8 protein-coding genes and 2 pseudogenes are annotated in these 15,244 nt (G+C 41.7%); 3 read left to right on the top strand and 7 right to left on the bottom strand.

Features of this window, described 5'->3' with window-relative positions; translation table 11 throughout:
* Positions 1–185: 185 nt before the first annotated feature.
* Together B2Y23_RS06920 and blaOXA are read right to left on the bottom strand one after the other, a co-directional pair.
* Positions 186–1,889, bottom strand: coding sequence for a GGDEF domain-containing protein (locus B2Y23_RS06920; RefSeq protein ID WP_291369863.1), 1,704 nt, complete (start codon positions 1,887–1,889; stop codon positions 186–188).
* Between the two features lie 213 nt (positions 1,890–2,102).
* Positions 2,103–2,912, bottom strand: a pseudogene (gene blaOXA / locus B2Y23_RS06915) (class D beta-lactamase).
* A gap of 1,087 nt (positions 2,913–3,999) precedes the next feature.
* Between blaOXA and omp33-36 the strand changes: the two are divergent.
* Positions 4,000–4,884 carry a porin Omp33-36 gene (omp33-36, locus tag B2Y23_RS06910; RefSeq protein WP_291369861.1) on the top strand — a complete coding sequence of 295 codons (885 nt, stop codon included), beginning with the start codon at positions 4,000–4,002 and terminating at the stop codon, positions 4,882–4,884.
* A 62-nt stretch (positions 4,885–4,946) separates the two neighbouring features.
* Here the strand turns inward: omp33-36 and betT are convergent, their stop codons facing one another.
* From betT to B2Y23_RS06890, 4 genes are all read right to left on the bottom strand, one after another.
* Entirely contained in the window at positions 4,947–6,917 is a 1,971-nt protein-coding gene (betT, locus tag B2Y23_RS06905; RefSeq protein WP_291369859.1) for a choline BCCT transporter BetT, read from the bottom strand.
* Positions 6,918–7,091: 174 nt separating this feature from the next.
* Entirely contained in the window at positions 7,092–7,784 is a 693-nt protein-coding gene (locus B2Y23_RS06900) for an ion channel (protein WP_291369857.1), read from the bottom strand.
* A gap of 308 nt (positions 7,785–8,092) precedes the next feature.
* Entirely contained in the window at positions 8,093–9,808 is a 1,716-nt protein-coding gene (locus B2Y23_RS06895) for a cation acetate symporter (RefSeq protein ID WP_291354135.1), read from the bottom strand.
* 1 nt (position 9,809) lies between these two features.
* Positions 9,810–10,142 (bottom strand): DUF485 domain-containing protein, encoded by a 333-nt coding sequence (locus B2Y23_RS06890; RefSeq protein ID WP_291354138.1) that lies wholly within the window; start codon positions 10,140–10,142, stop codon positions 9,810–9,812.
* A gap of 182 nt (positions 10,143–10,324) precedes the next feature.
* Between B2Y23_RS06890 and B2Y23_RS06885 the strand changes: the two genes are divergently transcribed.
* Both B2Y23_RS06885 and B2Y23_RS06880 read left to right on the top strand, forming a co-directional pair.
* The gene (locus B2Y23_RS06885; RefSeq protein ID WP_291369855.1) at positions 10,325–13,816 is read left to right on the top strand and encodes a hybrid sensor histidine kinase/response regulator; all 3,492 of its coding nucleotides are present in this window, start codon (positions 10,325–10,327) and stop codon (positions 13,814–13,816) included.
* 423 nt (positions 13,817–14,239) lie between these two features.
* Positions 14,240–15,007: a hypothetical protein gene (locus B2Y23_RS06880; protein ID WP_291354142.1), complete on the top strand. Its 768-nt coding sequence runs from the start codon at positions 14,240–14,242 to the stop codon at positions 15,005–15,007.
* Positions 15,008–15,103: 96 nt separating this feature from the next.
* Here the strand turns inward: B2Y23_RS06880 and B2Y23_RS15470 are convergent.
* A pseudogene (locus B2Y23_RS15470) lies at positions 15,104–15,190 on the bottom strand (DNA-binding response regulator); the annotation flags it as partial.
* Between the last annotated feature and the right edge of the window lie 54 nt (positions 15,191–15,244).

Genomic DNA, 15,244 nt, shown 5'->3' with positions numbered 1-15,244 from the left:
CATACAGCATTAAAAGGTAGCTTAAGTCAACTTTATGGCTATACCTCTGATGCGGATGGTATTCGCCACGCCATGCTAGAAGAATCAAATTTAAGTTATATCGATGCCAAATTTATGTTGGTTGCTTGCACCAATTTTATTAACTATTTAATTGAGAAAACTATAAATAGAGGGTGAATTTAACATCACCCCGCTACTTTATTCTTGCCATTTTCTTTGGCCTGAAATAAAGACTTGTCGGCTTTTTCCAGTAATCCCATCCATGATGCTGCACCAACTGCCACACCTGCACTCACCGAAATCTGGATATTCTCATTGAGCTCGGCAATATACAGTTCAGAGCTGCCAATCTCTTTAAGAATTTTATTGGCAACAACCCAGGCATCGTGAAAATTAGCCTGTTCGATTAACACCAAAAACTCATCACCACCATAACGCACGATCAAATCCGAAGTACGCACATTAAATTGTAACTTTTCCGCGACTAGCCTAATAAATTCATCACCGACAATATGCCCGAATGTATCATTTACATATTTAAAATCATCAATATCAAAAATAATCAGGGCTGTTTGAGTAAATTTTTCAGGTTTCTTTTCCAAATACTTAATGTATTCATCCAAAGCCAAACGGTTGGATACACCAGTCAAACTATCAGTATTGGCAATATTCCTAAGTTGAAATTCTAAAGCATCGCGTTGCTGTAGCACGGATTTCAACTTTTTAATTGCTTCTAGCAAAGTGACCGGATCAGCTGAAGCATTTTCACCTTCATAATCTATACCTTTATGCTGTGCCAAACGAAGAATGGTATTTTTGGCTTTCATTAAGGGCCTAAATACTCCATTTCGCGCATAAATCATGGTAAAAAATGCCGTGATTAAACAGATCAATGCCACCAACACAGTGAAAATCAATTTTTGCTGTGCTTGTTGCTTATCTTTTTCTGCCACCTTCACACTGTAATCCAAAAGATAGCTTTGCAAATTTACCACTGTGGCAAAATTGTCCACAATCGACTCTGTTAATTGTGTACCGCTTAATGAGTAACGTTGATTATGCCTACTTTCATCCATCAGACGCGTGACCATTGGAATGCTCTGATCTAAAAACTGCGTTTTCACTTGCTGATATAAAGCAAGATATTCCGGAGTTTTATCCTGCTCAGGCTGTATGGTATTCACCAATGCCCATAAATATTTGGCCTGATGCTGAGTTTGCAATGAACGGGCCAGATTCTCTTCAGGCATTTTTTCTGCAAAAGTCACCGCGGCCATGATATTAGATGCCACTCGCCCCGCCTGATCACGTAAATCTGCCAGAATTAAAATCAACGTGTAGTACTCGGACACAGAGGTTTTTTTAGCTTCAGATTGTACTAATACAAGTTTTAATACATCGCGACAACTATCCCATGCCGTGAACATCTGCTTAATTGCATGGTCCAGCTTTTGTGAAGTACGTTCAGATTGCGGTAAGGCAGCATAGGCATCTACAGCTTGCCGGCCTTGCTGTAAACTCACTTTTAAATTGGAAGATAACTGAGGTAAAGGAGCAGAAAAACCGGCTGTATTCAAAGTCTTTAAGGTTTGCTCAATCTGTAAATTAACTTTTTCTCGATAAGCATGCAGCTCCTTTAGATTCGCCGCTAGTTCCTCAGCACTACTCGACATCACCTTATTCGCAGGTGCTCTTTCACGTGAAATTCTATTGGCTAAATCGGCCACTGCACGTAGCGCAGAAATTTCAGTTAAAGCCCGATCTGCTGTTTGATAACGCTGATAGCTACTGACAATTAAAGAAATAGAAAGAAAAAGTAGCGACAAGATGATGATCATCATCGACCAGAACAGGCGCTGGCTGATATGTTTCGAACGTAATTTGTACATGGATCAATACGCTCCACACAATAACAGCTGGCTATTCATCGTCAGTTTTCGCTTACAATACAATTGTATATCTTACATTAATTTAATATTTAATAGATAAAATTTAACCAATTTTAGTAACTTTATATAAATTATCAATAGCTTATATGATTTTATGATCAGACATCATATTCATCTATCATTTTTAAATTTTGCTCTTTCATTCCTTTGAAACTAATTTAAATAAAAGAATAATCCCAGCTTATCTAAAATATCTAAACTGAGGTGTTTGCGCTCGCCCACCTCATCCTTGTCATGCATGTCCAGATTTAAAACAAAAGCGTTAATCTGGCCATTGGGCTGTTCAACCCAGCCGGTATACCAGCCCACTTGTGGCTGTACATCCATTCCCCAGCCACTTTTTGCATATAGTTTGGTCTCGCCATGGCGCTCTATAAAAAGCATGTCTTTGACTTGTTTTTGCACAGAGGCATCAAAAGGTAATTGCTCGGTAGCCAGCTGATAGGCAAATTTTGCTTCCTGTTCAGGGGTAATTTTTAGAGGACCCAGCAGCCAAAAATTATCGACCTGTTGCCCAATGTTTTGATTGCCAAAACCGACCCGGCGAACTTCTTGTTGCATCAAGTCTAGTCCAATCCGTCTGGCCAGTTCCTGATAAACAGGGACTGCGGAAGCCTGCATGGCCTGCCCCAAGGTCATGTCTTTTTCCCATGCTGCAAAACTACGTTTCTGACCATCCCATTTAAACACTTCAGTAGTATTCACTTTATGGTGCTGCAAACCAATCAAGGCATTTAACATTTTAAAAGTTGAAGCTGGAATATAAGCATTATTGGCACGTGTTAAAGCATTTCCATAACGATTGAACTGCTTTCCATTATAAGTAATAAAGACAGCCTGTTTATTGGCGTGATTGAAAAGTGTGGCAATCTCAGCTGATCGAGCTGTTATGTTATGAGAAATAGGCGGGTTTAAATTTTGATTTTTCTGCGTCTAGCAAGCCGTCAATTGCGTGAAAACCATTACGCAGCCCAAGCAAAACAATCCGTGTTTCATCTGTAAATTTCCGGGAAATGAAGGATTTATTTGTATCAAATTTCATTAATTGGTTTTGTATCAATTACGCATAACTAAAAAATATTTACACAGCAGGTGTAAGAAAATATTTACAAATGCCACAATTAAGTGCATACTGCACCGCATTAGGGCAAATTAGATATATTCCTCAGCAGATTTTTTAGTTTACCCGAAGATTTTGGCGAAAAAACCCCGGTTTTCTTTGAAAACTGGGGTTTTTTATGCTCAATAGTTTAAGAAGTAATCGATAAACATGACATAAAATGCACCATTTTAGTGCCAAATAAAATTATCTAGAACTCAACTTTAGAAAATTAACGATTGAATGATAAAAATGGGCTGTATTTTTAGTATGGAGATGGTTCTCTTCTCATTATTTATTTCCTTTTCTTTTAACTCCCTAAAATGCTTTATTTTAAGTAAAAAAAAGCCCAACCTTGGGGAAAGTTGGGCATATAAAAACAAAAACTTGTTTATGGAGAATCAGATCATCATCACATTATTTCAATGTAGTATGAATTGATAGGGGTATTATGTTAAAAATAACCAACCAAGTAAAGTTTATTAAAACAATAAGATATTAAATTTATCACAATAAAGAATCATTTTTGTTAAATAAGTCACAAAATAAAAAACTTGGTGTTTATTTTTTAAACAATCATCTCTTTTTAATGTGAATTTTATGATCAAAATTGGATAATTTCCTAAAAAATGGGACTTGGTTCACGCAATAGAATCCATTTCAATTGAATTTAACAATTAATTTTTAAAAGTAATTCAATTTAACAGTGAAAAAGTCGATTAATTTTTGTTTATTCCTGAAAATATTAGCTGTAAAAATGCTCATATTCATTTGTTCTAAAAAACAATTTTTAAAGTTGACAGAAAAAACTCAGTTGTTCTTTTTTTAATCATTTATACTATTAATAACAAAAACTCAACAAAATAATGTCGTTTTACTTCATTGACTTAATGTTTTGTTACAATACAATGCTGCTAGTTTAATCCATCTGTAACAGAACTGGAAATTATTATGAAAAAACTCGGTTTAGCCACTGCTTTATTATTAGCCATGACCGGTGCTCAAGCGTATCAGGTAGAAGTACAAGGTCAATCTGAATACATCGACAACACAGTAAATGACAAAAACTTTACTGGTGCTGTACAAGGTACTTATTACTTTAAAGATGTTGATTCTTCTAAAGGTCCATTGGCTGAAGCAGCGTTTTTAAACGAGGCGTCTAACGTGTCTGTAGCTTATAACTACGGTGAATACGATGTAGATATAGAGAATTCTGATTTCACTTCTCACACTATTGGCGCTAAAGCTGAAGCTTATGTTCCAACTAAAGTTGTTCCTGTATATGCTAGCGCATCTTACAGCAACACCATTACTGACAACAAAGATGGTAATGCAGACGATCACGGCGACCGTTATGCAGTAGAACTTGGTGCTGTTGTAATCCCTAACTTCTTGGTTGCTGTGGGTTATACAAGCGCAACGAACCAAACTTCTTATGATGCTTTCAACATTCTAAACAATGGTGTTGCTAAAGCTGCTTTAGAATCTGACACTATTGCTGACGACCAAGATGCAATTACTGCACGTACCAAATACGTAGGTGCGATCGATGGTACTAATATGTCTATCGGCTTTGAAACTAACATGTTATTCGCTGAATATAATGCTTACGGTTTCAAAACTGACTTGTTCTTAAATCCACAATTAAGCGTGGGTGCTTCTTATGCGGAAGCTCGCATTTCTGGTAACACTAACCCTAAAGCTTGGGGTGCGAATGTAAATTACTTCATTACTCCTGCTGTTGCAGTTGGTGCTTCTTATGTAAATGCGAATGCTGAAAAAGGTTCTGTATACGATACAGAAACTGTTGGCGTAAATGCTAAATTCCGTTTCTAATTTTTGATTAGAAAAAGAATTCAAAAAAGGACGCTTTAAGCGTCCTTTTTTATTTTCTGGATTTATTCAGAGGTTCGAACCAGACTTAAAAAGTGTAAATGACGTTCATATTGATCAATAATATCTTGTAATAAATCTTCTGACGTCCAGTCCATCACATCATAATTCTGACCGCCTTCTCTTAAAAAGACCTCTGCCTGATAATAGGTCATTTCATTCGCAGTCATTTCTGGCATGAAACTCGGCGGAACGGTTTCGCGTGTTACCACTTGGTAAATGAAATTAATTTCATCATGATGATCGACTCTCAATTCCAGACCATCAGCAATTGAAAGAATATTCACCGCCAACTTACGTCGTTGAAACTCCTTTTGCACGCTTTGAAAAGCCTTAGCTACCTCAGTCTCAATATACTGTTTCACCTCCGCTTCAGTATGCGGATAATGCATAATCAGCCCCAGACGTTGTTGCCAGCTGCGTGGGTTTTGAATCGCCCGCGGGGTAATCCGCGCTTCTTGCAATGCGTTCATTTTAGTGATGTCTAGGCGTAAAGCTTTTAATAGCCCCCAACAGATCAATAGCATAATGAAAGTGAACGGTAAGGCGCTCATCATGGTGGCTGACTGCAATGCACCCAGCCCACCCACCAACAGCAGCACAATCGCCAATAATGCCATCAGTACCGTCCAAAACAGTCGCTGCCAGGTCGGAGAGTTTTCAGATTTTGCAGTTAAATAATCGGTCACCAGTGCACCCGAATCTGCAGAAGTCACAAAAAACAGCATCACTAAAAACGTTGCCAGCAAACTCATGACACTGGAAAAAGGCAAGCTGTGTAAGAACTGGAATAGTGCAACCGATGAATCGCGTTGTACCGCCAGAACCAGCGCATGATTGGCTTCATGCAAAATGCTATATAACGCGGCATTCCCCATAAACCCCATCCAGATCAGGGTAAAACCTGTTGGAATGAGCAAAACCCCGACAATAAATTCACGAATGCTGCGGCCTTGGGATACCCGGGCAATAAACATTCCCACAAATGGCGACCATGAAATCCACCAGGCCCAATACATAATGGTCCAGCCACCAATCCAGCCATTGGGTTGATAGGCATATAAATTAAAGGTCATCGCAAATAAATTTGAGATGTATTGCCCGGCATTTTGAATGGTGGTTTGCAGTAAATAAATAGACGAGCTGGTAAAAAATACGAACAGCAATAAAATCAGTGCCAGAATCAAATTTAATTCAGACAGCCGTTTAATGCCTTTATCCAGTCCAAAAAATACCGAAATGGAGGCCATGGCACTGACCAAAATAATCAGCACAACTTGGGTACCTGCCGATTGCTGGATTCCAAACAGATAGTTCAATCCCGAATTAATTTGGGTGACCCCAAACCCCAAGGTGGTCGCCACACCAAATACGGTACCCAGGGTGGCAAAGGTATCGACTGCATCACCCATCGGACCATAAATTTTCTGGCCAATCATCGGATATAAGGCAGAACGGATTTTCAGCGGTAAATTGTGCCGATAAGCAAAATAAGCCAGCGCTAGACCCACGAGGGTATAAATCGCCCAGGCATGCAAGCCCCAGTGGAAGAAAGTCACCCGCATGGCTTGTTGAGCAGACTGGATCGTTTCAGCCGGACCTGTCGGGGGCGAAACATAATGCATGACCGGTTCGGCAACTCCAAAGAACATCAGCCCGATCCCCATGCCTGCGGTAAATAACATAGCAAACCACGAAGCATTGCTATAGCTGGGCTGGCTATGGTCAGGACCGAGTTTAATTCTACCCATGTCCGACAGTGCAATATAAATCAGCAAAATAAGAAATATCGCCACCGATAAAACATAGAACCAGCTAAAAGAATCGGTGACCCATTGATTGAGCTGTTTGGTAATCAGATCAAAAGAATTCGGTGCTAAAACCACTATTGCGAGGAAGATGACAATAATAGCGACCGTACTTAAAAACACATTTGGATTGACGTTGGCAAACCAGGATGAATTTTTAGAAGGCATATATCCTCCATTTTATATTTTAATTAACGTGACAGACCAAGTTGGTCAAATGAAGCATTTATCGAAGATAAATAAAAGACGAGCTCAGTAGAACTAAATAAAAACTCGAAAGCATCATAAATAAATAATCAGAACAAAGCAGTTACATTCCTGTAACTTATTCAAAAATAGAATCTATTTTTTCGTTTTATCCCGATTGGGTAAATGGACAATATATTGCAAGGCGATTAGGCGTGACACAATCAGGGCCAAATACATCACCCCGCAGAACATTTGCAGCAAGGCCAGTACCCGTGCAGGGGCACTTCGGGGAATCAGATCGGACAAGCCGGTTGCGGACTGCAAACTAAAGCTCAAGAACAGTAAATCAAGCCAGCTTTGTAAACCTGCCACATTGGGATTCTGAAAGCTTGCCGGCACCAACAGTTGGCAAACGTTATATAAAAATGCAAATCCCCAGGCAAGCAGGGTAAATACCGCACCCGCAGCAAACAGTTCATCTCGGGTTAAATAGCGGTCTTCAAACATATAGCGCAACAGACCATAAGCCGCACTAAAATAAGCAGCGGCTTCAAAGCCATGGGCAATCACCTGTATCCATGGATTTTCTATGCCTAATAAAATCAGGGAAGAAAAAATCACCGCACCACTGACAAAACTTAGGCCCAAAAAGGTAAACATAGGCGTTTGCCGAATGACTTTGGCAATCACCAATAACACCAGCACTCCCAATAACCAGATGAGCGTACGGTAAGGAATGCTGTAATTGACTGCAACAGACAAAATCAAAATGATAAATTGTAATAAAAGTAGCCATGCTGAAGGCAATAAGCGAAATACCTTCCACACATCAATAATAGCCTGCATTCTTTGCTCCAGAATATTGCCTTTCTTATGACTCAATTTTTCAGCATTTTTTTATGTTTCTTTTAATCAACTTAGCACAAATCCCCTCAACAACCAGTGAAACATTTGTATAAAAATGATTGAACAATCCCGTTCTTTAACAATGTTCAATTCCATTCAAACAAAGCTGAATCGCGCCAGACAGAAGTGATTGAGATAAGATTTTTCACCCGGCCAAAACCTGGTCAAAACATTCTCATCCATTTTTTTCTATTTGCTGAAGTCATAAAAAAAGCCCCTGACGGGGCTTTTTTAAAACTCGCTATCTCTTAGTGATCAGATGCACCAGAGATACCAATACCAGTTTGTGAACGGACAAACTGTGCATCAAATGCCTTACGCTCTGCTTGAGCACGTGCTGAGTTATCAGTCACAGAGAACAACCAGCAGCATAGGAACGATAATGGCATTGCAAAGATTGCTGGACCATTGAATGGGTTGATTGGTGTATCAGAAATACCCAAAGTATCGACCCAAACCGCTTTAGACAGAATAATTAAGGTCACTGCTGTTACCAGACCTACCATGCCACCAATCACCGCACCGCGTGTAGTCAAGCCTTTCCAGAACATTGAAAGTACAAGGACCGGGAAGTTTGCACAACATGCCACAGAGAACGCCAAGCCAACCATGAAGGCAACATTTTGTTTCTCGAACAGAATACCCAAAATCATGGCAAAGATTGCAAGACCTAAAGTCGCAATTTTTGACATACGCAATTCAGATTCAGGCGTCGTTTGACCTTTCTTGAATACGTTAGCATACAAGTCATGTGAGATTGCAGACGCGCCTGACAATGTTAAACCAGCAACTACCGCAAGAATGGTTGCGAATGCCACTGCTGAAATGAAGCCCATGAACAAGTCGCCGCCTAAAGCATCAGACAAGTGCACTGCTGCCATGTTGTTACCACCAACAAGTTCCAACTTGCCAGTTACTGCCATTTTTGCAACATCAAGGAATTGAGGGTTGTTTGATACGTAAAGGATCGCACCAAAACCAATGATAAAAGTAAGTAGATAGAAGTAACCAATGAAACCGGTAGCAACCACCACAGATTTACGTGCTTCTTTGGCATCTTTTACCGTAAAGAAACGCATCAAGATGTGTGGAAGACCTGCTGTACCGAACATCAATGCAAGACCCAGCGAGATGGCATCAATTGGATTGGCCGCCAGTTTACCTGGGCCCATGATATTGCCCGCTTCTGCTAAAGAAATGTCATGTACTTTAGAGAATACCTGGATCGATTGGGTGAACATTTCAGAGAAACTGAAGCCTACGCCTTTCATCACCATGAAAGCCATAAAGGTTGCACCTGAAAGTAACATCACTGCTTTAATGATTTGTACCCAAGTGGTTGCCAGCATGCCGCCGAAAATTACATAAGCCATCATCAGCAAGCCGACAATCACCACAGCAATGTTATAGTTCAAACCAAATAGAAGCTTGATCAGCTGACCTGCACCTACCATTTGTGCAATCAGATAGAACGCCACGACTACCAGTGAACTGAATGCAGCCAAAGTACGTACCGGTTTTTCTTCCAGACGGAATGAAACCACGTCAGACAAGTTGAATTTACCCAGGTTACGTAAACGTTCTGCCACCAGGAATAATACGATTGGCCAGCCCACCATGAAGCCTAATGAGTATAATAGTCCGTCAAAACCTGAACTGAATACCATCGCAGAAATACCGAGGAACGATGCAGCCGACATATAGTCACCGGCAATCGCCAAACCATTCTGGAAACCAGAAATACCGCCACCGGCAGTATAGAAGTCTTTGGTACTTGTCGTTTGCTTGGCTGCCCATTTGGTAATAACCAAAGTAAAGCTGACGAAAATTGCAAACATGATAATGGCATGCCAGTTGGTGGCTTGCTGTTCAGCTGTACCCAAATCCGGACTTGCCATTGCCATAGCTGACATCATTAACGTAGACGCAGCAACTGCTCCCGTTTTCAATGAATTCCATTTCATCTTATAAACGTCCTTTTTCATGAGTGATTGCTTCAACTTCACGCATTGCTTCTTTATTCAGTGCATCCAGCTTATTGTTGGCAATATAGGAATAAACCCCACATAAAACAAAAGACAATACAATGATGCCTAAGCCTAGTGGTATCCCCCAAGTTGTAACACCACCGCTAAATGAACTCATTAAGAATTCTTTGTTATAGCCCACTAAAAGCATAAAGCCGACATAAACCACCAACATGATGATTGTTAATGTCCAACTTAATTTGCTTTTTCTGCTGACCATTTCTTTAAATTTGGGATTCTGTAGAATACGTTCTACTTGTGCCTCATCCATAATCATGCTCCTGTGTGCACCCAGCCTAGGTGCTATTTTTTAATTCGAATTATTTCGTTGTCTAACTTAACAATCTTATTGGGTTCTTGTAATTACGACTTTGGTGTTAAATTTTGATCAATTAAAGCGGTGAGATTATTAGATAGGGTATCATTACGACATAAATTTATGCTGTAGGCAATATGAATAGTTGGCTCATTATCGGGGTACTCGCCCTTTATATCGCATTACTTTTTATCTGTGCTTTTTTTGGTGAAAAACACGCGAGTCGCTTAAGTACCCGCGGCCGGATGTTACTCTTTAGTTTAACTTTAGGGGTGTATTGCTCATCCTGGACATTTTACGGGGCAACCGGCGCTGCGGTTCGTGAAGGAATTATCTTTCTTCCCATATACTTAGGTCCATTGATCTTTGTCGGGGTGGGTTATGATATCTGGCGCCGTTTAGGCCGTGTGCGTCAGCATCATGCCATTTCCTCCATTGCAGATTTTGTGGCTGCACGTTATGGCAAAAGCGGCCCTTTGGCGTCCTTAGTCACCATTCTTGCCGTCATCGCAATTATTCCCTATTTAGCCTTGCAGCTGAGAGCGATTGCCTTAAGTGCCTCAGTCATTCTTCAAGAAAATAGCGGCGTCCAGGGTACCACCAATAGTGTGCTTTTCCTGACTGGAATTTTGGCCATTTTGGCAATGCTGTTCGGCACTCGGCAAATTGCCAATACTGAACAGCATGGCGGTTTAATGCTGGCAGTCGCATTTGAGTCTTTTGTCAAACTGTTTGCCCTGCTGTGTGTGGCCCTATTTTTTGTCTTGGATGCGCCTGACAACCTGGTACAAATTTCCGGTGATGTGGTGGATACCTTTACCCAGGTTCAACTGTTTGGGGTGCCGGAAACCTTTTGGGTACAAACCTTATTGGCCGCACTGGCGGTGATCTGTTTGCCACGTCAGTTTCATGTGGCAGTCGTTGAACTGCGCGATGAAAAACATATTCGTGGGGCACGTCGCTGGTTTGCCGCTTATCTGATTCTGACCACGGTTGCGATTATTCCGATTGCTAGCTGGGCCTTGCATGCTGCACCACACTTTTTAGCCATCCCCGATGTAGCGGTACTGTCCTTACCGCTCAGTTATGATCAGGAGTGGTTGACGCTATTAGCCTTTCTGGGCGGTTTTTCAGCTTCTACCGGCATGCTGCTGGTGTCTTCGGTGGCCTTGTCGATTATGCTGAGTAATGACCTGATTATGCCTGCCTTATGGCGTACCGGCTTACTTTCACGTCATGACAAACGTCTGCCTCTGGTACTGAAATTCACCCGTCGGGTCTGCATTTTAGTGGTCATGTTACTGGGTTTCTTGTTCTTCCATTTCTTTAATGACATTGACCAGCTTTCAGTATTTGGTTTACTGGCCTTCAGTGCCGTGGCACAATTTTCTCCAGCATTGATTGGTGGCCTGTATTGGCGTGGTGGCAGTAAACAGGGCGTATATGCAGGTCTGATTGCCGGCTTTGCCATGTGGGCCTATACCTTGCTGTTGCCTACCGTACTGCGCAGTCTACCTGCTGAATATCATCAGTTTACCGAACATTTCCTGTTGGCCGGTCCATTAGGAATTAACTGGTTACGTCCCGAAGCGCTGTTTGGTTTCCAGTCTTTTGCTCCTCTCACCCATGGCGTGACCTGGGCATTGGGTCTGAATATCGTGCTATATATATGGGTGTCGCGCATCTTCCGTCCCAGTATTGCCGAGCAGATTCAGGCGGAAAGTTTTTTCTATTATGAAACCAAACCATTGCCGACTCACAATGCCTCAAGCGAGATCAATTATTCTCATCAGGATGTTGCCCGTCTAAAAGTGGGCGATTTAATTACCCTGGCCAAACGGATTACCGGTGAAGGACCGGCCACTCAAGCTTTTCGCCAGTTCTGTGCCCAAAACAATGTGGTACTGAATGAAAATAGCAATGCCAATGGTATGTGGTGGCGCTTTACCGAACAGTATCTGGCCGGAACCATTGGTGCTGCTTCTGCGCGTACCCTACTCACTACGGCGATGGTGAATAATGGTCTAGCCCTTGGTCAGGTCGCCAATATTCTGGATCAGGCCTCACAATGGCAGCGTTTTAACCAGAACCTGATCATGACCATGATTGACCACATGACCCAAGGGGTGAGTGTGGTCGATGAAAATATGTGTCTGGTGGCCTGGAACAATCAATACCTGAAACTGTTCGATTATCCCAAAGACATTGTTTATGTCGGTTGCCCGATTTCCGATCTGATCCGTTATAACGCCGAACGTGGTGAATGTGGCCCCGGCTCGGTAGAAGAGCATGTGCGCAAACGGATTCACTGGATGGCCATGGGTAGCGCGCATGAATTTGAACGGATTCGTAAAGATGGCCGTGTCATCCAGATGCGCGGCAATCCGATTGAAGGTGGCGGTTTTGTCACGACCTTTGCCGATATTACCGCTTTCCGTGAAAATGAAGCGATACTTGAAGCACGGGTACAAGACCGTACCCAACAGCTGGCCGATGCACTTTCTGAGCAGCAACTGGCCCGTGAACAGGCCGATCGTGCCAATATGTCCAAGAGCCGCTTCATTGCTGCTGCCAGTCATGACCTGTTACAACCGATGCATGCAGCGCGTTTGTTTAGTACAGCTTTAGAACAAAGCGTGCAGTCGGAAGAAGACCGTAAGACCCTGCAACAGCTTGATCGTGCCTTGCATGGTGCAGAAAGCATGTTGTCTGCCCTGCTGGATATTGCCCGTCTGGAAGGTGGTACCATCCAGCCGAAACGTCAGCCTTATCCATTGCATGATTTATTAAGCGATTTGGAGCTGCAATTTAAATCCATTGCAGCTCAGCGTGGCATTAAATTCAGTGTGCATGATGCGCAGTTCTGGATCGATACCGATCCACAGTGGATTCGCCGGATTATTCAAAACTTTGTCAGCAATGCCCTGCGCTATACCGCTAAAGGCAAGGTTGTCGTGGGCGTACTTCGCTCGAGTGAAAGACCGCAGCATATCCGTATTGGCGTCTGGGATACCGGTCCGGGGATTGCCGAAGAACAGCGTATCAAGCTGTTTCAGGAATTTGAGCGCTGCGGCCATACGTCGCCTTGGGGCGAGCAAGGCCTTGGACTCGGCCTGGCCATTGTGCAGCGTATGACCAGCCTGTTGGACTATCCGGTACATGTCTATTCTGAATATGGCAAGGGTTCTTGCTTTATGATTGAAGTGCCAATCGTGGATGCACCGAAAGTGGTGACAGCGCCTGTTCAGGCAACACCGCTGAAAAGTAAGGCCTATAAAATTCTATGTCTGGACAATGATGAAACCATTTTGGAAGGAATGTCTACCTTACTGACCAAATGGGGCTATCAAGTGTTTAAGGCGACTGAACCGGAACAGGCGCTCGAGCTGATCCAGCAAGAGAATATTCAGGTGTGGCTGGTCGATCAGCATCTAAATAACAATAAAATCGGACTGGATTTCATTCTGGAAAATCGTCAGGAACAGGTGCCTGTGGCCTTGATTACCGCAGATTCCGATCCTGAATTGCCACAGCAGTTGAAAGAGCTGAATATTGTGCTGCTGAAAAAGCCGTTAAAACCAGCCTCACTTCGCTCATGGTTATCAGGTTTAAAAATCTCCAATTCTTAAATTGCTGATATCCAATAAAACGCCCATTTCATTAAATTGAAGTGGGCGTTTTAATGTCTAAATTCAGTATTTTTAAGCCAATTAGCAATTTATTTTTCACTGTAGGCGAAACTGCTCAATTTTTTTATTTTAACTGCAATTCTATTGGCTAAAAATTACACATTTTTATTTGCTATGGCATAGAACATCAAAATGTAAATATACACTTGTATACTTAGTTACAATTTTATAATTATTTAATTTTATNNATTTTAAATAATTTTTTATATGTAAAAACGCCTTCTATAACTTTAGTCGTATACCGTTCCGCTAGACTCTCGCGCATATATAAGCACAAGAAAAGATCAGTTTTTATATTCTACAAGTCCATTAAAACAAGACGCCGCAGAAGCTGATCATGCTACGCATTATAGGAGTTTAAAAATGAATATTTCAGAAACCGGGCTTCATGATCTGGATCAATCGCAACAGTTTTACCGACAATACGGCGCCAATGCTTTACTGCCTGAAATCCAATGGACTGAATTATTTAAATACAGCAAGTTAAATGACACCCATATTCAAGCATTGAATACCCTGTATCAAAGTGCGGTTCCGCTCGCTTTGCAGGTCTTTGCCGATTTGAATTTCGATGTGTTTAGCCCGGCTGCCTATAAACCACAAGGTTTAGGATTATTTGAACGGCTTGCAGAACAGGAAGATAAACTGATTCAATCCTTGCAAACTGAATCTAAAGATTTGACTGATCCAGTACGTCACCAGATTTGGAGCATGTTATTGCGTGGTGGTGCAGTGCTGGTCTTTAAAGCATGGCTGGGTAAAGTTAAAACCGATGAAAATGTTTTAGACACCACCCAATTTGATGAATTGTCTGATTTGCTGTTTATCAAAACCCCGCCTCTGGAATTGGCCAAATATTTAAATGTCAATCCACATGCTAATGAAGATCATATTTTCTTAATGTATGGCAATGATATTTATCTGGACCGCTTTAACAGTCTGGAAACCGCAGCCTTATTTGTCGATTTGGGCGTTTATGATGCTGCATTCTTAAGTTTGCGCGATGACAGCGTAGCCGACTATCTGAAAGAAAAATCCTACGTGTCGCAGGAACAGATCGATGAATTGCAATGTGCATTAAATCCATTATTTTGCACCGACCTTACTCCTAAACAAAGTTGTGTCGCCTAATCTCAAGCACGTAGTGCTTTGACTCTTTAAGTCATTGCGTACAAAAAAGGCACTTTTATCAAGTGCCTTTTTTCGTTCAATGCTGTATTCAGCAGATTACATTTTCTTTTCTTCAATATTCAAAGCGCTAATCGCCAATACGGCCTGAGTACGGTTTTGCACATTCAGTTTGCGGAAAATGGCAGTTACATGGGCCTTAATGGTCGCTTCAGAAACATCCAGTTCATAAGCAATCTG

Origin of the sequence: Acinetobacter sp. UBA5934, assembly GCF_002430855.1 — a bacterium.
Classification (GTDB): domain Bacteria; phylum Pseudomonadota; class Gammaproteobacteria; order Pseudomonadales; family Moraxellaceae; genus Acinetobacter.
Note: the sequence above shows the minus strand (reverse complement) of the source record. Positions and strands in the feature narration are given on the sequence as shown.